The sequence below is a fragment of the Luteibacter yeojuensis genome, from assembly GCF_011742875.1.
Classification (GTDB): domain Bacteria; phylum Pseudomonadota; class Gammaproteobacteria; order Xanthomonadales; family Rhodanobacteraceae; genus Luteibacter; species Luteibacter yeojuensis.
The window spans coordinates 1,109,007-1,129,556 of sequence record NZ_JAAQTL010000001.1 but is presented as its reverse complement, the minus strand read 5'-3'; the positions used below and the strand labels follow the sequence as shown (position 1 = coordinate 1,129,556).

Below are 20,550 nucleotides of genomic sequence, written 5' to 3'. Positions count from 1 at the left end.
ACGCGGAGCGAAAGCATGAACGAAGCGACAAAACCCTGCGACCATGCCGGCTGCAACTGCCAGATTCCCATATCGCGGGACTTCTGCAGCGAAAGCTGCCGCATGGCGTCGGAGAGCCAGAACGTGGGCGGTGCGTGCGAATGCGGCCATGCTGCCTGCCAGCAGCGCACCTGACCGGACGGAGGTGACCCCGTGACGAACGACGACAAGCAGCCGACCCCAGGCTACCGGGAAGAGAATCCGAAACCCTCGCACGGCAAACCCAAGCTTCCCGGCGAAGGACATCCGCAGGAACACCAGAACATGCCGACGGAAAAACCGGGGAAGCAAAACTCCCCTTGAGCTCCGAGTGGGAAGCGTGCTTCCCACATCGGGCGCGTCCTTGCTTCAGGCCGCCTTGCGCAGCAGGCTGCCGATCCCGGCGATGGCGCCGCCGATGGCGTTCTGCTTATGGTCATCGCCCATCGCCACGCCCTCGGCGCGCACGAATTCGATGTCCGTGATGCCGAAGAAATTGAACATCGCGCGCAGGTAGGGCTCCTGGAAGTCCATGGCCGCCGCCGGGCTGCCGGCGGAGTAGATACCGCCGCGCGAGGACGCGACGATCACCCGCTTGCCGCCGGCGAGGCCTTCGGGGCCCGCGGAGGTATAGCGGAACGTCTTACCGGCCACCGCGATGCGGTCGATCCAGGCTTTCAGCGTGCTGGAGATGCCAAAGTTGTACATCGGGGCGCCCACCACCACGACGTCGGCCGCCAGGAACTCTTCCAGGACCTTGGTGCCTTCGATGGCGTTCGGATCCTCGTCGCCGGCTGGGAGGGCCCAGGGAGCGAGGGGCGCCGCGTGGAGGTCGCGGTAGGTGACTTCGAGACCGGGGTGGTTGCGAACGAACTCCGCCACGACGGCAGTCGTCAGGCCGCGCGACACGGAGTGGGCGCCCAGGGCGCTGGCATCGACATGCAGGAGTTTCATGGGGTTTCCCTCGTAGGTTGACCGCCGCGGCGGGATGGGAAGACGATACGCCGCAGACAATCCCTTGATTAGTCGGCTTGGAGTAGACTCATTGTTTCGTAGACGAAACGACGGATACCCCCGATGGACGGCGCGCTCCAGGACCTCAACGATCTCTATTTCTTCGCCTCGGTGGTGGAGCACGGCGGCTTTTCCGCCGCCGGCCGTGCCCTGGGCATCCCCAAATCGCGCCTGAGCAAGCGCATCGCCCAGCTGGAAGACCGTCTCGGCGTGCGCCTGCTCCAGCGCACCACTCGGCGCTTCGTGGTCACCGAGATCGGCGAGCGCTTCTACCAGCATTGCCGGGCCGTGCTGGAAGAGGCGCGGGCGGCGCAGGACGCCGTGGACGAACTGCGGACCGAGCCGCGCGGCGTGATCCGGATGAGCTGCCCGGTCTCCATCGCGCAGAACGTGCTGGGTCCGATGCTTCCTGCCTTCTTGCTGGAGCATCCGAAGGTGCAGGTGCGCGTGACGGCCACCAACCGCCGCGTGGACCTCATCGGCGAGGGCTACGACGTGGCGATCCGCGTTCGCGAGAAACTGGACACGGATGCCACGCTGGTCCTGCGCAGCATCGGCTATGCGCGCAGCCTGCTGGTGGCCAGCCCGAAGTTCCTGGATTCGAACGGCAGGCCGGAAACGCTGGAGGACCTGGCGAAGCTCCCGGCGCTGTCGATGTTCGAGCACGAAGGCGCCCAGGTCTGGGAACTGGTCGACCGCAGCGGCAAGAAATCCGCGGTGGAAGTGACGCCCCGCCTGGTGAGCGGCGACTTCACCATGCTGATCGCCGCGGCCGTGCAACGTTGCGGCGTGGCCTTGCTGCCCGAAGATTATTGCGGTCCGCTGATCGCGAGCGGCGAACTGGAATGGGTGATGCCCGAGTACAGCACCGCGCAAGGCACGCTGCACTTCGTCTACCCCAGCCGTCGCGGGTTGCTGCCGGCCGTGCGCAGCTTCGTGGATTTCCTGGCAGATCGTCTCGCCAAGGCCCAGGCCGAGTTCCACAAGGATTGCGAGAAGGTCGCGGCGAACCCGGACCTGGCCGCATCGATCCGCCTCTCGCGCATGGTAGGATCGGAGAATCCGACGGCATTTGGCCGTCCAAACGAATAAGGGCGATCGATGCAGGTCGAAACCAAGCTTCCCAAGGTGGGCACCACCATCTTCAGCGTCATGAGCCAGCTGGCGCTGGAGCACAAGGCGGTGAACCTGGGCCAGGGCTTTCCCGATTTCGAACCGCCGGAAGCGTTGCGCGACGCCGTCTCGCGCGCCATGGCGGAAGGCAAGAACCAGTACGCGCCCGGCATCGGCATTCCGAAGCTGCGCGAGCAGATCGCCATCAAGACCGAGCGCCTCTACGGCCACCGGGTGAGTCCGGACACGGAGGTCACCGTCACCTCCGGCGCCACCGAGGCCCTGTTCTCGGCCATTGCCGCCGTGGTGCGGGCAGGCGACGAAGTGATCGTCTTCGATCCGTGCTACGACAGTTACGAACCGGCGATAGAACTGCAGGGCGCCACGGCCGTCCATTTGCCGCTGACGCTGCCGGCGTTCGCCATCGACTGGCAACGCGTACGCGAGGCGATCACCCCCCGCACGCGGATGATCCTCGTCAATTCGCCGCATAATCCGTCCGGTGCCGTGCTTTCCCGTGCCGACCTCGACGAACTGGCCGCCATCGTTCGCAATACGTCCATTGTGGTGCTGTCCGACGAGGTCTACGAGCACATCGTGTTCGACGGCCGGGAACACCAGAGCGTGCTGCGCCATGAGGAACTGGCCGCGCGGAGCATCGTGGTGTCGTCGTTCGGCAAGACCTACCACTGCACCGGCTGGAAGGTCGGTTACGCGGTGGCGCCCAAGGCGCTTACCGCCGAGTTCCGCAAGGTGCATCAATACCTTACGTTCTGCACGTTCAGTCCGGCGCAGTGGGCGTTCGCCGAGTTCCTGGATTCCTCGCCGGAGCATTACCTCGAACTGCCGGCCTTCTACCAGGCCAAGCGCGACCGCTTTCGCGCGCTGCTCGCGCCTTCGCGCCTGACGCTGCTCGACGTGCCGGGCGGGTATTTCCAGCTCGTGGATTACAGCGCCGTTCGAGACGTCGACGACATCAATTTCAGCGAGTGGCTGGTCCGCGAAGGCGGTGTCGCGGCCATTCCGCTCAGCCCGTTCTACGAAACCGCGCCGGATACGCGTCTCGTGCGCCTGTGCTTCGCCAAGAACGACGCCACCATGGAAGCCGCCGCGGAGCTCCTGTGCAAACTCTGACCGTCACCCTCGTCCAGGGCGCCACCCGTTGGCACGATGCCCCCGGCAATCGCGAGTACTACGGCCGCCTCGTGCGCGAGGCCGCGCCGAGCGACCTGGTCGTGCTGCCGGAAACCTTCCTGTCCGGCTTCACCAACGACACGCTGGCGAACGCCGAGGCGATGGAGGGGCCGAGTGTCGCGTGGATGCGGGCGCTCGCCGGCGAGGTGAATGCGACGCTCACCGGCAGCCTCGTGATCCGCGAGGGCGACACCGTCTACAACCGGCTCATCTGGGCCTCGCCCGATGGCGGCATGGCCTGGTACGACAAGCGCCACCTGTTCCGCATGGCCGGTGAGCATACGCGCTACGGCGGCGGCAGCGAGCGCCTCGTCGTGGAACTGAAAGGCTGGCGCATCCTGCCGCAGGTCTGCTACGACCTGCGTTTTCCCGTGTGGCTGCGCAACGGCCGCCGCGAGGACGCCACGGGCGGCATGGATTACGACCTGGCCCTGTTCGTGGCCAACTGGCCGGCCCCGCGCCGGCAACCGTGGCGCACGCTGCTGCGCGCGCGGGCCATCGAGAACCTGGCCTACGTGATCGGCGTGAACCGGGTGGGCATGGACGGCAACGACCTGCCATACGCGGGCGACAGCGCCGTGATCGATCCGGTAGGCGAGGCACTGGTGGAACTGGGCTCGCAGGAGCAGGTGGTCACCATGGTGCTCGACCCGGCCCCGCTGAAGGCTCATCGCGAGCGTTTCCCGGCCTGGATGGACGCCGATCGCTTTTCGCTGGATATGGGCGGTTGACTGCCTCGATCCCGGGCGGCGATAGCAAGGTCGGGCCGGTGCAGGAGCCGCTATAGCGGCGAGAGCAATCACCCGCGTCGCCGCGAGGTTTCCACGCCGCGCGCGAGTGCGCTTTGCGTCAGTCAGGCGCCCTGAATGGCGCGGCCGGCCCGATGCTGGCTTCCTTGCGCCACGCCTCCAGCTTGTCCTGGATCCCGGCACCGATATCGATCTGCGGCTCCGAAGGGAGCAACGCGTCGCGTTTCTCCCACCCGTCGATCGCCGTTCGGGCCTTGCCGAACGCCTCGATGAAATCGGGCGTGGCGTTCAGCCCGTCGGCCAGCCACGCCCGGCCGAAGTACGTGATGTCGGAATCCGCGCCGCAACCGAACGACGTGCGGTCCGTGCGGGCCGAAGCCAGGACCAGCGTGCCCTGGCCGCGCAGCTTCGGTACGTACCCACCGGAGTAACAGGCGTTCACCACCACCACCTTCCAGCGAAACGGACGCTTCGCCAGGATGTCGGCGAGGCCGTCGGGGTCCAGCTGGTCGAGGGGAATCGGGTCCATGTCGACCAGCAGCGAATGATCGTTCCCGCCATGCGTCGCGAGGTAGAGCAGGAGCACGTCCTGACTTGGGTCCATCACGCGTGCGATGCCGTCCAGCGCCGCTTCCAGGTTCGTCCAGCTCGCCAGCGGCCGCTTCGCGAGCGTCGCCGGGTTGTTCTCGAGGACGAGCGTATGGCCCGGGCTGCCGAAGCGCGTCGTCATCAGCGTGTCCACATACTCCGCCTCGTTACGGAAGACGTCTTCGGCACCGTCGCCGCCGAACGCGATGGCGTAGATGTTCGTCTTGCCCGGGGTGCGCGGGGCGAGCGCACCGAGGGCCCGTTGCATCGCTTCCGGTTGCGCCGTGAACACCTGCTCGGGCGTTGGGGCGTCCTCGGGCCAGGCATCCGCGATGTCCTCGTCGGCGCTGCCTTCGGCGGCCGCCGCGAGTGCGCTGCTCGATGCCGGTGCGACGGTGGACAGGGACGGCGCGGGGACGATCCTCGCGGAGGTATGGCCGTAGTGGAGCGCGACGAGGGTGAGCAGGACCCCGGCGGCGAAGGCCGCCAGGATCGGGATGGCCGTGCGAGGGCGGGCGTCAGGCCGCGACGGCATCGAAATCGGCCACGGCAGGATGACCGTTGTCGCTCAGGCGCTGCGGCGGGCGGATGAGCTGAGTGGTGCGCATGCCCGCGGCGCGGGCGGCATCGAGTTCTTCCCGGATGTCCGACAGGAACAGGATCTGCGCCGGCGGAAGGCCGATCTCCCCGGCGATGCGCCGGTAGGACTCGACCTCGCGCTTGTGACCGGTCTGCGTGTCGAAATAGCCCGAGAAGAGCGGGGTGAGGTCGCCGCTTTCGCTATGACCGAAGAGCAGCTTCTGTGCCGGTACGGAGCCGGACGAATAGACATAGAGCTTGAGCCCCCGTGCGTGCCAGGCCTGCAGGCGGCCGGCCACTTCCGGGTACATGTGCGACACGTACGCCTTCGATTCGTAACCCTCGCGCCAGATCATGCCTTGCAGCGCCTTGAGTGCCGTGGACTTGCGATCCTCGTCGATCCAGCGGATCAGCATGTCGACGATTTCGGTACGGCTGGCCTCGACGATGCCGGCTTCCGCGGCGGCTTCCTGCAGCCAATGCCGTACCTCGGCTTCCTCGCCGCGCGTTTCCACGAACGCGGGCAGATGCTGTCGGGCGTAGGGAAAGAGCACGTCCTTCACGAAGTCGATCGAGCTCGTGGTGCCCTCGATATCGGTGAGGATGGCGCGGATGTCGGACATGGCGGGGAGGCCTGCGGGGCGGACTGGCCCCGCAGGATAAACGACGGGCGGCGCTTACGAAACCGAGGACGCCGACGCGTGCGGGCTCATGCGCGGGAAACGCTCGGCGATGTCCTCGCCCGTGAACGTCGCGACCCAGCCTTCCACGTTGGTGAACAGGCGGATGGCCACGAAGTAGGGCGATTCGCTCATGTCGAACCAGTGCGGGGTGCCGTCGGGTACGCCGATCAGGTCGCCCTTCTCGCACAGCACCTCGTACACCTTGCCATCGATGTGCAGGGTGAACTGGCCGGCGCCGGCAACGAAGAAGCGGACTTCGTCCTCGCTATGCGTGTGCTCGTTCAGGAACTTCTGGCGGAATGCCGCACGGTCCGGATGGTCGGGCTTGAGACTGATGACGTCGACGGCCTGGTAGCCGTTCTCGCGCATCAGCCGGTCGATATCGGAACGGTAGGCGGCGATGACCTCGTCCTGGCTTGCGCCCGGCGCGATCGGCTGGTCCGCTTCCCACTGCTCGAACCGTACGCCCACGGCGTTCAGGGCGGTGGCGATGGCGGCATGGTCTTCCAAGACCTCGGTTGGGGTGTCGCTTCGGGTATCGTCGTAGATGCGCAGACGGCTCATGGGGCAAGCCTCCTCAGGTCGAGTTCGCAACCCAGCAGGAATTCCAGCGCCTCCAGGTGGCGGCGCGTTTCGGCCATGTCGCGGCCCCACGTGTAGATGCCGTGGCCGTCGATCAGGTAGGCGTAAAGCGGCTTGCCGGAATCGATCCACGCATCCACCCGGGCCTCGAGCTCGGGCATCTGCTGGGTGTTGGGGAAGACGGGAATGTCGAGCACGCTTTCGTGCGTGGTGTAGCCGGCGATGGCCTTCTGCAGCTCCCAGCCCTCGAGACGCACGCGGCCTTCGGACGCGAACAGCCGCGACGCGACGCTCTGCGTGCGCGAATGGGTGTGCAGCACCACGTTGGCCTCGGGGAAACGGCGGTAGACCTGGGTATGCAGGCCGGTTTCGGCGGAGGGCCGGTGATCCGACCCCACGGCCTTGCCGTGCATGTCGATCAGCATGATGTCGTCGCGGCCGAGGCGGCCCTTGTCGCGCCCGGAAATCGTGATCGCGGCGAGATCGTCGTCGATCCTCATCGAAAAGTTGCTGCTCGTGGCGGGCGTCCACCCGAACGCCGCCAGTTCGCGGGCGGCATCGGCAAGGGTATCGGCGCGTTCGGCCAGCAGGGTGGCCACGACGGGCGGAGGAGTCTTCGACATGGGGATTTGGACGTCCAAACAGGATTCGACTATAGCATGGGCCAGCACGAGCCCTTTCGTTAAATGCGAACCACTCGCCTTTCGTCGATGGAGGTACGATTCCGGACGGTAACCACTGACGGAGGTCATGCGATGTCGCAACACGATCAGAACGATGAGGGGCGCCGCCGTTTTCTCAAGGTAGCCGCCGGCGGGGTGGCTGCGGCCACGATCCTCGGCACGCTGCCGCGGATGGCCCAGGCAGCGGACCTGCCTCACCTCTCCCCCTCGGATCCCACCGCCGCGGCCCTTAAATACACCGAGGACGGCAGCAAGGCGATGGGGAAAAAGGCCCCGAACGATGCCTGCATGAACTGCAATTTCTACCAGGGGAAGGCCGGGGCGGCCTGGGGACCCTGCCAGCTGTTCCCGGGCAAGGTCGTGGCGTCGAAGGGCTGGTGCGCGTCCCACGCCGTCATGATCTGAAGGGTGGGCTGCATAAAATGCAGCCCAGGCGCGCCAGGCCGAGGAGCTGACCCGCCTGACGCGCCGGGCGGCAATCCGGGGCCCACTGCCAAGTGATTAACCCTCGGACTCGGGATCATACTCCCCTCCGATGGCGACCGGCCAATGGCAGTTAAATGACGCTCGGTCCCGAGATTGTTTCCGTTCAGAGTCAGTCAGTTAGGCGCCAAAGCTCGATTCGACTCGAGCTTTGGGCGGAAACCCCGCGAACGGTCAGCCCCGGCGCTTCAGCTTGCTGTTCCGGTACCCGTACGCGAGGTACATGATCACGCCCAGCGCGGTCCAGACGCCCATCAGCACCCAGTTGCGCACGCCCATCGACCACAGCAGGCCGATACAGCTGAGGATGCCGAGCACGCAGGTGACCGACGCGAAAGGCACACGGAACGTGCGCGGAAGGTCGGGTGCCGTCTTGCGCAGGATCATCACGCCCGCGCATACCGCGCTGAAGGCGACGAGCGTGCCCATCGACGTGAGGTCGCCGAGCACGTTGAGCGGAAACACGGCGGCGAGCAGGGCGATGCCGAGGCCGGTGATGACCGTGTTGATGTGCGGTGTGCGGTATTTCGGATGGATGGTGGTGAACACCTTCGGCATCAGGCCGTCCCGGCCCATGATCATGAAGATGCGCGGCTGGGCGATGATCATCACCAGCACCACCGACGACAGGCCGATCAGCGCGCCGATTTCCACCACGCCGCGCAGCCAGCCCAGTTCCGGATGCTGGCGGATCGCCGTGACGACGGGTTCCGACGTGCCCAGTTCACTGAACGGAACGAGGCCCGTCAGCACGGCCGCCATGGCGATGTACAGCACGGTGCAGATACCGAGCGACGCGAGCGTGCCGATAGGCATGTCGCGCTGCGGGTTCTTCGACTCCTGCGCCGCCGTGGAGGTGGCCTCGAAGCCGATATAGGCGAAGAACACCATGGACGCACCGCGAAGGATGCCGTTCCAGCCGTACCTGTCGCCGCCTTCGTTGGCGGGGATGAACGGATGCCAGTTCGCCGTGTCGATGTGGCTCGCGCCGACCACGATCACGAGGATGATGAGCGCCGTCTTCAGCAGCACCATCGCCATGTTGATGCCGGTTGACTCCTTGATGCCCACGTAGCAGACCCAGGTGAGGGCCAGCGTGATGCCGACGGCCGGAAGGTTGAACAATGCGCCGGTGAGGACCATGTGGCCGTCCACCCAGTCCACGGGCGCATTCGTGAGCGCGGGCGGGATGTGGATGCCGACATGGTCGAGAAGGCTGACGAAGTAGCCCGTCCAGCTCACCGCCACGGCGGAGGCTGAGACGCCGTACTCGAGGATGAGGTTCCAGCCGATGAACCAGGCGGCGCCTTCGCCCAGCGTGGCGTATGCGTAGGAATAGGCGCTTCCCGACACGGGAATCATCGAGGCGAACTCGGCATAGCAGAGCGCCGTGAACGTGCTGCAGATCGCCGCGAGGATGAAGGACAGGATGATGGCCGGGCCGGCGTGCTCCGCCGCCGCCACGCCGGTGATGACGAAGATGCCGCCGCCGATGACCGCGCCGATGCCCAGCGCCGTGAGCCCCCATGGCCCGAGGGTGCGCCGCAGGGCCGGGCCGTGCGCGTCGTCGGGTTCGGCCTGGGGTGCTTTCTTGGCGAGTAACTGCTGGAGCATGGACAGCCTGGAGGTGGTGTACGGGAAGGATAACTGCAAACGGAAAGGCCGGCGGACGACCGCCGGCCCTTCGTCTGGATGGTTTCGATCAGCCGAGTGACTTGCGCAACTTGCTGTGCGCGTAGCCGTAGCCGAAGTAGATGGCCTGGCCGATGACGATCCAGCCGACCATCAGGCGCCAGTGCTCCTCGAACGCCTGCCAGAAGAGGTAGACGCAGGCGAGCGCGCCGGCGATGCAGATGGGCCACACGAACGGCACGCGGAAGCTGCGCTTCAGGTCCGGGCGGGTGTAACGAAGGATCAGCACGCCCACGCACACGGTGGCGAAGGCGAGCAGGGTACCCATCGACACCAGCTCGCCGAGCACGCTCACCGGGAACAGGCCGGCCATGGCGGCAGCGGCGACCCCGACGATGATCGTGCCGATGTACGGGGTGCGGAACTTCGGGTGCACCTTGGCCATGGTCTGCGGCAGCAGGCCGTCCTTCGCCATCGAGAAGAAGATGCGCGGCAGGCCCATGAGCATCACGAGGATGACCGAGGACAGGCCGGTGATGGCGCCGAGCACGACGATCGCCTTCAGCCAGGACAGGTGCGGATACAGGCCCAGCGCCGTGGCGACCGGCTCCGGCGTGTTGAGCATGCGGAACGGTGCGATGCCGGTAAGCACGAGTGCGACGGCGATGTACAGCACGGTGCAGATCGCGAGCGAACCGAGGATGCCGATCGGCATGTCGCGCTGCGGGTTCTTCGCCTCGCCGGCCGCGGTGGATACGGCGTCGAAGCCCACATAGGAGAAGAAGACGATCGTCGCGGCACGGAAGATGCCGCTCCAGCCGAAGGTGCCCGGGCCTTCCGTCTCCGGAATGAACGGGTGCCAGTTGGATGGATTGATGACCTGGATGGCGAAGGCCAGGAACAGGAGGATCACGGTGACCTTGATGGCCACGATGATCGAATTGACGAACGCCGACTGGGTGATGCCGACGTAGCAAAGACCCGACAGCGCCGCGATGATGACCACGGCGGGCAGGTTGATCAGCGTGCCGGTGGCCTGGATATGGCCTTCGACGAACTGGAACGGCGCCGAAGAGAGCCAGAGCGGCAGGGCCATGTTCGTGCCGGTCATCTGGCCGAGCATGCCGAGCAGTTCGTTGAAGTAGCCCGACCAGCCGGCGGCGACGGTGGCGGCGGCGAAGAGGTACTCGAGAACGAGGTTCCAGCCGACGAACCAGGCGACGTATTCGCCGAGGGTCGCATAAGAATACGAATAGGCACTGCCGGACACCGGGAGCATCGCCGCGAATTCGGCGTAGCACAAGCCGGCGAGGGCGCAGGCGAAACCGGCGATGAGGAAGCTGATGACCAGCGCGGGACCCGCATGCAGCGCGGCGGCCTGACCGGTGATGACGAAGATACCGGCACCGATGACGGCGCCGACACCGAGCAGGACAAGGTGCTTGGCCGTGAGGACGCGCTTGAGTTCGCTGCCTCCGTGCGTCCCCGTCTCGATGTGTTCGCCAGCGTCGACGTGCGGCGCGGCCTCGATGGGATGCGTCGCGAACAGGTGTTTCAACATGTATATCCCCTACTGCCGGAATGTAGCCTTTTATTTTTGGGACCGCCGCGTGAGCCACGGTGGACACGCCGCTGCCCGGAAGCGCTGGCACGGCACCATAGCCCAGGGGGCCTTGGCCGTACAAGCTGCATTGCGAGGCCTGCCAAGGCATTGCACGCGACGGGCGAGGATGTCGACCATGACTTGCGGCGGTTGTGCATGGCGCGCGGTGGTGCTCAGAAGACCATGTTGAGCGCCACCTGGGGCGCCACGTAGTCGGCCGTGTTCCGACCGGCCACGGTGAACTGCACGCCCGCGATGAGGCCGGTGCCCGGGGTGATGTTGTATTCCACGGCGGGGGCGAGACTGAACTCCTGGCTCGGCGCGATGCGGCGCGCGATGCGCGAGCCGCCGGCGTCGCCACCCGCGACGTGGACGGCGCTGGCCCGGTTCCAGATCGCCTCGCCGACGAGGACCCAGCGCGGGTTGAGCACGTATTCGGCCGCGACGGTCGCGTTCCAGGCCTGTCCGAGGCGGGCGTGACCGCGGAAGCCCGCATCGGTGCCGTACACGCTGCTGTCGCGCACGCGGATGCGCCCGGGCGAGGGGCTCCACGCGATCTGGCTGCGCCAGCGGATGGCGTGGCCGTCGTCCAGCCAGTAGAGCTGCTGCCCGCCCAGCGACAGCGTGGTGCGCATGGCACCGTTGCCGGTGCCGTTGAGCGGATTGGTATCGAGTTGGTGGTAACGCCCCGTGGGCAGGCGTTGTGCCGCGGCAAGGGCGAGCACGAGACCGGTGCCGTCGGCGTTCGGTGCGCGTAGGCGCTGCTGGAAGCGGACGGTGGTATCGCCCATGCGCAAGCCATCGCTGTGCTGGCCGTCGAGCGAGGTTCGCGCGGCGTTGAGGATGACCTGCACCGTGTGGGTATCGGTGAGCGCGTAGGCCACCGGAAGGGCGATCTGCCACTGGCGTACCGTGGGTTTGCTTTCCCTGCGATCGCCGCTGTTGTCGTAATAACCGCGGGTATTGGTATGGATCAGGTAGGGTTCGACATTGAGCATGCCGGCCGGCATGGTGTTGACCGCGGGCGTGACCAGCGGGCCGGTGAAGTTGGCAACGCCAGGTGGCGAAGCGGCCCATGCGGTGGCCGGAGCGGTGCAGACCATCGCGAGGATGGCTGCGGACTTGAAGTTTTGCGACATGCGCGATTCCTTGCGTGGACAGCGGGCGTTGCGGAGGGAGCACGTCATGCGCCCGTTGACATCCTAGGCAGGCCGAGCCCGCCGGGAACATCGGACTAATCCGAAAAATCCGTGTGAGAATGTCGCGCTCTTTCGTAGGTACATTCTCGATGGATGCCATCAGACAGCACTTTCTCGAGGCCCTGGGCCGCTATGCCGCATGCTGGCCGGACGAAGGCGATGTCGATCGCTTCGCTTCCTGGGCGCGCGAGCAGGAGAAACCGTTCCACCGTGAAACACGGGAGGGGCACTTCACCGCGTCCGCCTGGCTGGTCAGCGCGGACGGCGAACGCGCGCTGCTGATGCTCCATCGCAAGCTGGAGCGCTGGCTCCAGCCTGGCGGGCACGCGGACGGCGAGCCGGACCTGCCGGGCGTGGCGCTGCGCGAGGCCGAAGAGGAAACCGGCTTGCGCGGACTCGACGTGCTGCCGGACATCTTCGACGTGGACCGGCACGTCATCCCGGCGCGCGGGCACGAGCCCGAGCACTGGCATTACGACGTGCGTTACGCCGTGATCGCCCGCGGCGGCGAGGCGTTCGTCGTGAACGAGGAATCGCTGGAACTGGCCTGGCGCCCGGTGGCGGATATCGCTGCCGACCCGACGCTGGACGGTTCACTCCGCCGCATGGCATCGAAATGGCTGTCCGCAGGAGCCGCTGTAGCGGCGAGAAGCCAACGAAGCGACGATGGCGTAACGCCGGCTGTCTCGCCGCTATAGCGGCTCCTACACGGGGGGGCGGGTCAGTCTGCGTACTTGGCCGGCACGGGATGCAGCGCTCCGCACTTCGCACAGGTGCGCGCGTCGACCGACCGGTAGAACTTCTCGAACACCGGCGGGAAATCGGCCTCGATGCTTCCCAGCGGGAAATATTCCTCGTAGAGCTTGTGGTTGCACTGCGGGCAGAACCACATCAGCCCGTCCTTCTCGCCCGCGACGCGACGCCGCTCGATCACCAGGCCGATCGACTCCGGCATCCGCTGCGGCGAGTGCGGTACGCGAGGTGGCAGGTAGAACATCTGCCCGGCCCGGATCGGGATATCCCGGGCCTGTCCGCCGTCCTGCACTTTCAGCACCATCTCGCCTTCGATCTGGTAGAAGAACTCCGGGCCTTCGTCGTAGTGGTAATCCGTACGCGAGTTCGGCCCCCCGACGATCATCACGATGAAGTCGCCGTCGACGATGCACTTGTTGCCGACGGGAGGCTTCAGCAGGGCGCGGTTCTCGTCGATCCAGCGCTCGAGGTCGATGGGTGGCAGCAGGCTCATGGCGTGACGTGTCCGGGGCGTTGGCCGATCATACCCCCGAATCCGGTGACGAACGGACCTTTCGCCGCGCCGCGCGGTCTTGTACAACGGCGCCCTTGGCCCTGAGGAATGATCCATGCCGTCGTGGTACCACGACCGAACGCCGGCCCCCGTGCTTCGCCCGCCGCCGCAAGGCCGCCGCGAAGCCGCGGTCGTCATCGTAGGCGGCGGTTTCGCCGGGCTGAACACGGCGCTGGGCCTCGCAGCGCGCGGCGTGCGCGACATCGTCCTGCTGGAGTCGAAATGGATCGGCTTCGGCGCGTCCGGGCGCAACGGCGGCTTCGTCTTCGCCGGCTATTCGCTGGGCGAGAAAGCCCTGCTCGAACAGGCGGGCGCCGAGCGGGCACGCGCGCTTTACGCACGCACGGTCGACGCGGTGAACCTGATCCGCGAGCGGATATCCGCCCTCTCTATCGACTGCGATGCGGTGGACGCCGGCGTGGTCTGGGCCAACTGGTTCCGCGACACCGAGGTACTGCGCTCGCGGCAGCGCCTGCTCGCCGAGCATTACGGCGCGGACTGGCAGTGGATTCCCGAAGACGCCATGCACGAATTCGTGCGCAGCCCGCGCTACCACGACGGTCTCTACGAACGGAACGCCCTGCATATCGACCCGCTTTCCTACGCGCGCGGCCTCGCCGGTGCGGCGGAGCGGGCGGGCGTTAGCATCCATGAATCGTCGCGCGTGCGCATGCTCGAGCGGCGCGGGCCGCGCTGGGTGCTGCGCGTCGGCGACGCCGAGGTGGAAACGGCGAACGTGGTCCTCGCCTGCGGCGGCTACCTTGCCGGCCTGGACCGGCGCATCGACCGCGCCGTCCTGCCCATCGCCACCTACGTGATGGTGACCGAGCCGCTGGGCGAGCGGCTGGGCGAGTGCCTGCGGACGCGGGCGGCGGTCTACGATACGCGCTTCGCGTTCGACTATTACCGGCCGCTTGCGGATACGCGCCTGCTCTGGGGCGGCCGCATCTCGATTCGCGACCGCTCGCCCCGCGCCGTGCAGCGTCTGCTGAAGCGCGATCTCGCCCGCGTGTTTCCTTCCCTCGGGGACGTGCGTGTCGAGCAGGCGTGGTCGGGACTGATGAGTTACGCGCGTCACGAGATGCCGCAGGTGGGCACGCATGGCAACGGGCTTTGGTATGCACAGGCTTTCGGCGGCCACGGCCTGGCACCGACATGCGCCGCCGGCGAGGCGCTGGCCGAGGCGATCGCCGCGGGCGATGCGACGCTGGATGCCTATGCCGGCTTCGGCCTGGACCCGGTGCATCGCCCGTTTGGTTACCTGGCGGCACAAGGCACTTACTGGAAATACGAACTGCGCGACTGGTTCAAGTCGCGACTGGAAGGATGAGATGAGCGAGGAAATCAGCTGGGCCGATTTCGAGAAGGTGATGCTGGTGGCGGGGACCGTGGTCCGCGCCGAGGCGTTTCCGGAGGCACGCCGGCCGGCATACAAGATCTGGGTGGACTTCGGCCCTCACGGCGAGAAAAAAACCAGCGCGCAGGTGGCGGCGATTTACGCGGCGGAGGAACTGGTAGGGAAGCAGATCATCGGAGTGATCAATTTTCCGGAGAAGCAGATCGGGCCGTTCCGGTCGCAGTTCCTGCTGACCGGGTTCCATACCGACGAGGGCGTGGTCATCACGACCACCGAGCGGCCGGTGCCGAACGGTGCGCGGCTGGCCTGACATCGAGGCAGATTGTCTCGCCGCTATAGCGGCTCCTACAGCGGATTGGCCTGTAGGAGCCGCTATAGCGGCGAGGGCAGGTTACCTTGCCCCGCGGTCGAGCCACACGACCACGCCCTGTGCGTTCAACCGGATATCCACCTCCAGGATCTTCACGATCTCCGCGGTGGTCAGCGTCACGCACTGGCGGTGCGCTCTGTCCACGTAAAGATCGATGAAATCAAAGGCAATGCGCTGCTCGCGATCCGGCGCGGACGCGTGCCGGCGACCGATGGCGACCATGGCGTCGATCGTCTGGTGCAGGTCGCTGGCCAGCCGCTTCACCTCGGTCACCCGGCCGAAGTGGGTGAGGTACATCGCCTCCGGTTCGTAGCGGAGGAGGCGGTCGATCGACGCGTGCGCCGCATCGGGTTCGAACTGCACGGGCGACGTGGTGGGGATGATGAAGGGGCCGCCGGGCGAATCCAGCTCGCGGTAGGAAAGTCCGAAGATGTCGCCGGTGAAGAAGGCGCTCGCGCGCTCGTCATGCACCGCGATGTGGTGGCGGGCATGTCCCGGCGTATCGAGGCAGAGCAGCGCGCGTCCGGCCAGGTCGACCACGAAACCATCGTCGGCCTCGATGACGCGGTCCTCGGGCACCGGGAAGATGTCGCCGTAGTCGCGGCGGACGATGTCTTCGCCACCATAGACCGCGGCGGCTCCTGCGATGAGCACGGACGGATCGATCATGTGCCGCGCACCTCGCGGATGCACCGCGAGCATGGCATTCGGCAACTCTCTCATCAGGGCACCGGCACCGCCGGCATGGTCGAGGTGGACATGGGTGAGGATCACCCAGTCGATGTCCTTCGGTTCCAGGTCGGCTTTTTCCATCGCCTCGAGGAAGCGCGGCAGCGAATGCGCCGTGCCGCTGTCGATGAAGGCGCCACGGCCACGCTCGACCACGAGGTAGGCCGCATCGAAGGAGGGCCGGCCGAAGCCGGTGTCGATGGTGTGGATGCCGTGCCGCATGGGCCGAGGTTAGGCCGAAATGGTAGGAGCCGCTATAGCGGCGAGGCAAACCTGCCTCGCCGCTTCATGGCCCCGTTGGCTTCTCGCCGCTATAGCGGCTCCTACAAGGGCTTTTTTACAGGGCCTCGAAGACGCCGGCGGCGCCCATGCCGGTGCCGATGCACATGGTGACCATGCCGTACTTCTGCTTCCGGCGGCGGAGGCCGTGGATCAGCGTGGCGGCACGGATGGCGCCGGTGGCGCCCAGCGGGTGGCCGAGGGCGATGGCACCGCCCAGCGGGTTCACCTTGGCCGGGTCGAGGCCGAGGTCGCGGATGACCGCCAGGGCCTGCGCCGCGAAGGCTTCGTTGAGCTCGATCCAGTCCAGCTGGTCCTGGGAAATGCCGGTCTGCTTCAGTGCCTTCGGAATCGCTTCCTTCGGACCGATGCCCATGATATCCGGAGCCACGCCGGCGACGGAGAAGCCGACGAAGCGGGCGAGCGGCGTGAGGCCGTAATCCTTGACGGCCTTCTCGCTGGCGATCAGGAGGGCGCCGGCACCGTCGGACATCTGCGAGGAATTGCCCGCGGTGACCGAACCGCCGAACTGGCCGTTGCGGAACACGGGGCGCAGCTTACCCAGCGCTTCCAGCGAGGTGTCCTGGCGCGGGCCTTCGTCGATCTCGATGATCCGGCGATCCTCGCGAACGCTGTGGTTCTTCAGGTCCGGGTAACGGTCGTCGAGCTGGAACGGGGTGATCTCGTCCTTGAACTCGCCGGCCGCGATGGCGGCGACGGCTCGCTGGTGCGACTGCAGGGCGAAGGCGTCCTGGTCTTCGCGGCTGACCTTCCAGCGCTCGGCCACCTTCTCGGCGGTGATGCCCATGCCGAAGGCAATGGCGCGATTCTCGTCGTTCTCGAAGATCGCCGGGTTCATGGCCACCTTGTGGCCCATCATCGGCACCATGCTCATCGATTCGGTGCCGCCGGCCAGCATGAGGTCGGCTTCGCCGAGGCGGATGCGGTCGGCGGCCATGGCGATGGCCTGCACGCCGGAGGAGCAGAAGCGGTTGATGGTGACGCCCGGCACCTGCTCGGGCAGGCCGGCGAGCAGCACGCCGATGCGCGCCACGTTCATGCCTTGCTCGGCCTCAGGCATGGCGCAGCCGATGATGGCGTCGGCGATCATGCCCGGGTCGATGCCCGGCGCCTGTTCGATCACGGCACGGATGACGTGGGCGAGCATGTCGTCGGGACGGGTGTTGCGGAACACGCCGCGCGGCGCCTTGCCGACCGGCGTGCGGGTGGCGGCGACGATGTAGGCGTCTTGCACTTGCTTGCTCATGGAAGTGTTTCCTTTAAGTGGGGAGGTCGTCTGCGTATGCGCGCCGGGCGCGTCAGTTACGCAGCGGCTTCCCCGTCGTCATCGTGTGCGCGATACGGGCCTGGGTCTTTTCGGTCTGCGCCAGCTCCACGAAGTGGCGGCGTTCCAGCGCGAGCAGCCAGGCCTCGTCGACCAGCGAGCCGCGTTCGATCTTCCCGCCCGAGAGTGTGTCGGCGATGCGGCTGGCGATCTCGACGTCGTGCGCGGAAGCGAAATACCCCTCGGCCATGTTCGCGAGCGAAGCCCTGAAGGTGGCGGTGGACGTATCGCCGGCGACCGGGATGGCGCGCGCGGGCAGCGGCGGACGGTAGCCGGATTCGGCCATCGCACGCGCCTGGGCCTTCGCCACGTGGAGCAGTTCGTAGCTGTTGAAGACGACGATGTCGTCCTTGCGCAGCAGGCCCAGCGACTTCGCCTCCAGGGCGCTCGCGGAGACTTTCGCCATCGCCACCGTTTCGAACACCTTCTTCAGGGATTCGAACGGATCCTCGGGATTCGCCTGGGCGGCACGCACGGCCAGTTCCTTCAGGCCGCCACCGGCGGGCAGCAGGCCGACGCCGGCTTCCACGAGGCCGATGTAGCTTTCCAGCGCCGCGACGGTGCGCGCCGAGTGCATCTGGAACTCGCAACCGCCGCCGAGGGCCAGGCCGCGCACGGCGGCGACGACCGGGACCAGCGAGTACTTGATGCGCATGCTGGTGGCCTGGAAGTTAGCCACCATCGCCTCGAACTGGGCGAGCTTGCCGGCCTGCAACAGGCCCAGCGCGCCCTTGAGGTCCGCACCCGCCGAGAACGGCTCGGACGGCTGCCACAACACCACGCCGCGGAACTGCTGCTCGGCAAGTCCTATGGCGTGCTGGATGCCGTCCAGCACCTGGTCGTTGACCGTGTGCATCTTGGTCTTGAACGAGATCACGCCGATGTCGTCGCCGGCATGCCACAGGCGCACGCCGTCGTTTTCCCAGACCGTCGTGCCCTGGTCGAATTTTTCGCCCAGGATCGGATCAGGGAAGGCCTGGCGCTGGTAGACCGGGTGGCTGGAACGCGGCTTCTCGGCACCGGCGGAGGCCGAGTACGAACCCGCCTTGCCGTGCACGCCGCTGCGACCGTCGGTGACCCACGCCGGCAGCGGTGCGCTGCTCATGGTCTTTCCGGCGGCGATGTCCTCGGCGATCCAGCCGGCGATCTGCTGCCAGCCGGCCGACTGCCAGATCTCGAAGGGGCCGAGCTTCCAGCCGTAACCCCAGCGAATGGCGAAGTCGACATCGCGCGCCGTATCGGCGATGTCGGCGAGGTGGTAGGCGGCGTAATGGAAAAGGTCGCGGAACACTGCCCACAGGAACTGCGCCTGAGGATCGGCCGAGGCGCGCAGCTTGGCGAACTTCTCGGCGGGGTCCTTGATGGCGAGGATGGCCGAGACCTCGTCGGAGGCCTTCTGCTCCGAAACGCGATAATCCTGCTTCTGCAGGTCGAGCACCACGATGTCCTTGCCCGCCTTGCGATAGACGCCCGCGCCGGTCTTCTGGCCGAGCGCGCCCTTGTCGATCAGCGTCTTGAGCCAGGCCGGCGCCTGGAAGTAGGAATGCCACGGATCGTCGGGCAGGGTGTCGCTCATCGTCTTCACGACGTGGGCGAGGGTGTCCAGGCCCACGACATCCGCCGTGCGGAAGGTCGCGCTCTTCGGCCGGCCGATGGCAGGACCGGTGAGGGCGTCGACGGTGTCGAAGCCCAGGCCGAACTTCTCGGTGTGGTGCATCGTGGACAGCATCGAGAACACGCCGATGCGATTGCCGATGAAGTTAGGAGTGTCCTTCGCGTACACCACGCCCTTGCCCAGGGTGGTGGTGAGGAAAGCCTCGAGGCCTTCGAGCACGGTCTTGTCGGTGAGCTTGGTGGGGATCAGCTCGACGAGGTGCATGTAGCGCGGCGGGTTGAAGAAATGCACGCCGGTGAAGCGGTGGCGCATGTCTTCCGGCAGCGCCTCGGCCAGGCCGTTGATCGACAGGCCCGAGGTGTTGCTGGCGAGCACGGCCGTCTTCGAGACGTGCGGGGCGATCTTCGCGTAGAGATCCAGCTTCCAGTCCATGCGCTCGGCGATGGCCTCGATCACCAGGTCGACGTCGGCCAGAAGGGCGAGGTCTTCCTCGTAGTTCGCCGGGACGATCGCGCCGGCCAGGCCCTTCTCGGCCAGGGGCGCGGGGGACAGCTTGGCCAGGTTGGCGATCGCCTTGAGGGCGATACCGCTCTTCGGGCCTTCCTTCGCGGGAAGGTCGAACAGCACGGTTTCCACGTTGGCGTTCGTCAGGTGCGCGGCAATCTGCGCGCCCATGACGCCGGCGCCGAGTACCGCGGCCTTGCGAATGCGTAACGGTGTTGCGGTCATGGTTATCTCCGATGGCTCAAGGTGGAGTTGGAAACGGAAGGGTTGCGCAGGCCGGCGGCCGCGAAGCTGATGAGGTGATCGGCGGCGGCTTCGCGGTGGTCGCGCTCGGCGACGTCGCTCTTGCGCTGGATGATGCCGAAGTCGGCCATGGCATAAGTCAGGGCGCCGGTGACGATGTCCAGGCGCCAGTAGATCTCTTCCTTCGCCAGGCCCGGCAGCAGCCGGCCGAATTCGGCGGCGAACTGGCGCAGCACATGGCCGTAATTGTCGGACAGGAAGCGGCGCAGGGTTTCGTTGTGCTCGGCATAGGCCCGGGCCAGGACGCGGACGAAGGCGGCGCCTCCGCCATCGGTGCGCGACAGGTCCAGGGCAGGGCGGATATAGGCGTCGAGGACGTCCTCGAGCCGGGTTTCGTCCTGGCCTGCGATTTTTCCCAAGGCGGCGAGGCGGCGGCTGTTGAGTTCGTCGAGGCGGCGGCGGAACACCTCCTCGATGAGCTTGTCCTTCGAGCCGAAGTGGTAGTTCACCGCGGCGAGGTTGACCTTGGCGGCCGCCGTGACCTGGCGGAGCGAGGCGCCGGCGAAACCGTGCGTGGCGAAAAGAGCCTCGGCGGCGCCGAGGATCCGTTCTTTCGTACTGCGTTCGCGGGAGGCGTAGGGTGCGCTCGTCATATCGGCGGACTCGGCAGTCGGAAGGGTTT

General features: G+C 66.7%; 22 protein-coding genes. 9 read left to right on the top strand and 13 right to left on the bottom strand.

Features of this window, described 5'->3' with window-relative positions; all coding sequences use genetic code 11:
• The first annotated feature begins 15 nt into the window (after positions 1-15).
• Both HBF32_RS04945 and HBF32_RS04940 read left to right on the top strand, forming a co-directional pair.
• Positions 16-174, top strand: a complete 159-nt coding sequence (locus HBF32_RS04945) for a hypothetical protein (RefSeq protein WP_166697606.1) — start codon at positions 16-18, stop codon at positions 172-174.
• An 18-nt stretch (positions 175-192) separates the two neighbouring features.
• A complete protein-coding gene (locus HBF32_RS04940; protein ID WP_166698564.1) occupies positions 193-342 on the top strand; it encodes a hypothetical protein in 150 nt (49 codons plus the stop codon).
• 45 nt (positions 343-387) lie between these two features.
• Here the strand turns inward: HBF32_RS04940 and HBF32_RS04935 are convergent, their stop codons facing one another.
• Positions 388-972, bottom strand: coding sequence for an FMN-dependent NADH-azoreductase (locus HBF32_RS04935; RefSeq protein WP_166698562.1), 585 nt, complete (start codon positions 970-972; stop codon positions 388-390).
• A gap of 123 nt (positions 973-1,095) precedes the next feature.
• Between HBF32_RS04935 and HBF32_RS04930 the strand changes: the two genes are divergently transcribed.
• From HBF32_RS04930 to HBF32_RS04920, 3 genes are read left to right on the top strand one after another with little or no spacing between them, the layout of a single operon-like run.
• Complete coding sequence (locus tag HBF32_RS04930; RefSeq protein ID WP_193570327.1) at positions 1,096-2,124, top strand: LysR substrate-binding domain-containing protein; 1,029 nt, start codon at positions 1,096-1,098, stop codon at positions 2,122-2,124.
• 9 nt (positions 2,125-2,133) lie between these two features.
• Entirely contained in the window at positions 2,134-3,279 is a 1,146-nt protein-coding gene (locus HBF32_RS04925; RefSeq protein ID WP_166698560.1) for a pyridoxal phosphate-dependent aminotransferase, read from the top strand.
• Complete coding sequence (locus HBF32_RS04920) at positions 3,267-4,070, top strand: amidohydrolase (protein ID WP_166698558.1); 804 nt, start codon at positions 3,267-3,269, stop codon at positions 4,068-4,070. The genes HBF32_RS04925 and HBF32_RS04920 overlap by 13 nt, the downstream gene beginning before the upstream one ends.
• A 118-nt stretch (positions 4,071-4,188) precedes the next feature.
• Here the strand turns inward: HBF32_RS04920 and HBF32_RS04915 are convergent, their stop codons facing one another.
• Genes HBF32_RS04915 through HBF32_RS04900 form a run of 4 tightly spaced genes read right to left on the bottom strand, consistent with a single transcriptional unit; the run spans position 4,189 to position 7,143 of the window.
• Positions 4,189-5,211, bottom strand: a complete 1,023-nt coding sequence (locus tag HBF32_RS04915; RefSeq protein WP_166698556.1) for a C13 family peptidase — start codon at positions 5,209-5,211, stop codon at positions 4,189-4,191.
• Positions 5,195-5,878, bottom strand: a complete 684-nt coding sequence (gene mtnC / locus HBF32_RS04910) for an acireductone synthase (RefSeq protein ID WP_166698555.1) — start codon at positions 5,876-5,878, stop codon at positions 5,195-5,197. Before mtnC ends, HBF32_RS04915 begins: the two co-directional genes overlap by 17 nt.
• Before the next feature lie 54 nt (positions 5,879-5,932).
• Entirely contained in the window at positions 5,933-6,502 is a 570-nt protein-coding gene (locus tag HBF32_RS04905) for a 1,2-dihydroxy-3-keto-5-methylthiopentene dioxygenase (protein WP_166698553.1), read from the bottom strand.
• On the bottom strand, positions 6,499-7,143 hold the full coding sequence (locus tag HBF32_RS04900) for a methylthioribulose 1-phosphate dehydratase (protein WP_166698551.1): 645 nt from the start codon (positions 7,141-7,143) through the stop codon (positions 6,499-6,501). Before HBF32_RS04900 ends, HBF32_RS04905 begins: the two co-directional genes overlap by 4 nt.
• A 132-nt stretch (positions 7,144-7,275) precedes the next feature.
• Between HBF32_RS04900 and HBF32_RS04895 the strand changes: the two genes are divergently transcribed.
• Positions 7,276-7,608, top strand: coding sequence for a high-potential iron-sulfur protein (locus HBF32_RS04895; RefSeq protein WP_166698549.1), 333 nt, complete (start codon positions 7,276-7,278; stop codon positions 7,606-7,608).
• Positions 7,609-7,860: 252 nt separating this feature from the next.
• Here HBF32_RS04895 and HBF32_RS04890 read toward each other — a convergent pair whose 3' ends face one another.
• The 3 genes from HBF32_RS04890 to HBF32_RS04880 all read right to left on the bottom strand — a co-directional run bounded on the left by HBF32_RS04890 (position 7,861) and on the right by HBF32_RS04880 (position 12,060).
• Positions 7,861-9,300, bottom strand: coding sequence for an amino acid permease (locus HBF32_RS04890; protein ID WP_166698547.1), 1,440 nt, complete (start codon positions 9,298-9,300; stop codon positions 7,861-7,863).
• Positions 9,301-9,388: 88 nt separating this feature from the next.
• Positions 9,389-10,879, bottom strand: a complete 1,491-nt coding sequence (locus tag HBF32_RS04885) for an amino acid permease (RefSeq protein ID WP_166698545.1) — start codon at positions 10,877-10,879, stop codon at positions 9,389-9,391.
• Between the two features lie 215 nt (positions 10,880-11,094).
• Positions 11,095-12,060, bottom strand: a complete 966-nt coding sequence (locus HBF32_RS04880) for a transporter (RefSeq protein ID WP_166698544.1) — start codon at positions 12,058-12,060, stop codon at positions 11,095-11,097.
• A 149-nt stretch (positions 12,061-12,209) separates the two neighbouring features.
• On the opposite strand from HBF32_RS04880, the gene HBF32_RS04875 reads away from it, so the two are divergent.
• Positions 12,210-12,818: an NUDIX hydrolase gene (locus tag HBF32_RS04875; protein ID WP_166698542.1), complete on the top strand. Its 609-nt coding sequence runs from the start codon at positions 12,210-12,212 to the stop codon at positions 12,816-12,818.
• A 23-nt stretch (positions 12,819-12,841) separates the two neighbouring features.
• Here the strand turns inward: HBF32_RS04875 and HBF32_RS04870 are convergent, their stop codons facing one another.
• The gene (locus tag HBF32_RS04870; protein ID WP_166698540.1) at positions 12,842-13,366 is read right to left on the bottom strand and encodes a 3-hydroxyanthranilate 3,4-dioxygenase; all 525 of its coding nucleotides are present in this window, start codon (positions 13,364-13,366) and stop codon (positions 12,842-12,844) included.
• Positions 13,367-13,481: 115 nt separating this feature from the next.
• On the opposite strand from HBF32_RS04870, the gene HBF32_RS04865 reads away from it, so the two are divergent.
• Together HBF32_RS04865 and HBF32_RS04860 are read left to right on the top strand one after the other, a co-directional pair.
• Positions 13,482-14,756: an NAD(P)/FAD-dependent oxidoreductase gene (locus HBF32_RS04865; RefSeq protein WP_166698538.1), complete on the top strand. Its 1,275-nt coding sequence runs from the start codon at positions 13,482-13,484 to the stop codon at positions 14,754-14,756.
• 1 nt (position 14,757) lies between these two features.
• Positions 14,758-15,093: a tRNA-binding protein gene (locus HBF32_RS04860; RefSeq protein WP_166698536.1), complete on the top strand. Its 336-nt coding sequence runs from the start codon at positions 14,758-14,760 to the stop codon at positions 15,091-15,093.
• An 81-nt stretch (positions 15,094-15,174) separates the two neighbouring features.
• Here HBF32_RS04860 and HBF32_RS04855 read toward each other — a convergent pair whose 3' ends face one another.
• From HBF32_RS04855 to HBF32_RS04840, 4 genes are all read right to left on the bottom strand, one after another.
• Entirely contained in the window at positions 15,175-16,104 is a 930-nt protein-coding gene (locus tag HBF32_RS04855) for an MBL fold metallo-hydrolase (protein ID WP_166698534.1), read from the bottom strand.
• Positions 16,105-16,219: 115 nt separating this feature from the next.
• Positions 16,220-17,428 (bottom strand): acetyl-CoA C-acyltransferase, encoded by a 1,209-nt coding sequence (locus HBF32_RS04850; RefSeq protein WP_166698532.1) that lies wholly within the window; start codon positions 17,426-17,428, stop codon positions 16,220-16,222.
• 52 nt (positions 17,429-17,480) lie between these two features.
• Positions 17,481-19,850, bottom strand: coding sequence for a 3-hydroxyacyl-CoA dehydrogenase/enoyl-CoA hydratase family protein (locus HBF32_RS04845; RefSeq protein WP_166698530.1), 2,370 nt, complete (start codon positions 19,848-19,850; stop codon positions 17,481-17,483).
• 2 nt (positions 19,851-19,852) lie between these two features.
• Positions 19,853-20,521 carry a TetR/AcrR family transcriptional regulator gene (locus HBF32_RS04840; protein WP_166698528.1) on the bottom strand — a complete coding sequence of 223 codons (669 nt, stop codon included), beginning with the start codon at positions 20,519-20,521 and terminating at the stop codon, positions 19,853-19,855.
• Between the last annotated feature and the right edge of the window lie 29 nt (positions 20,522-20,550).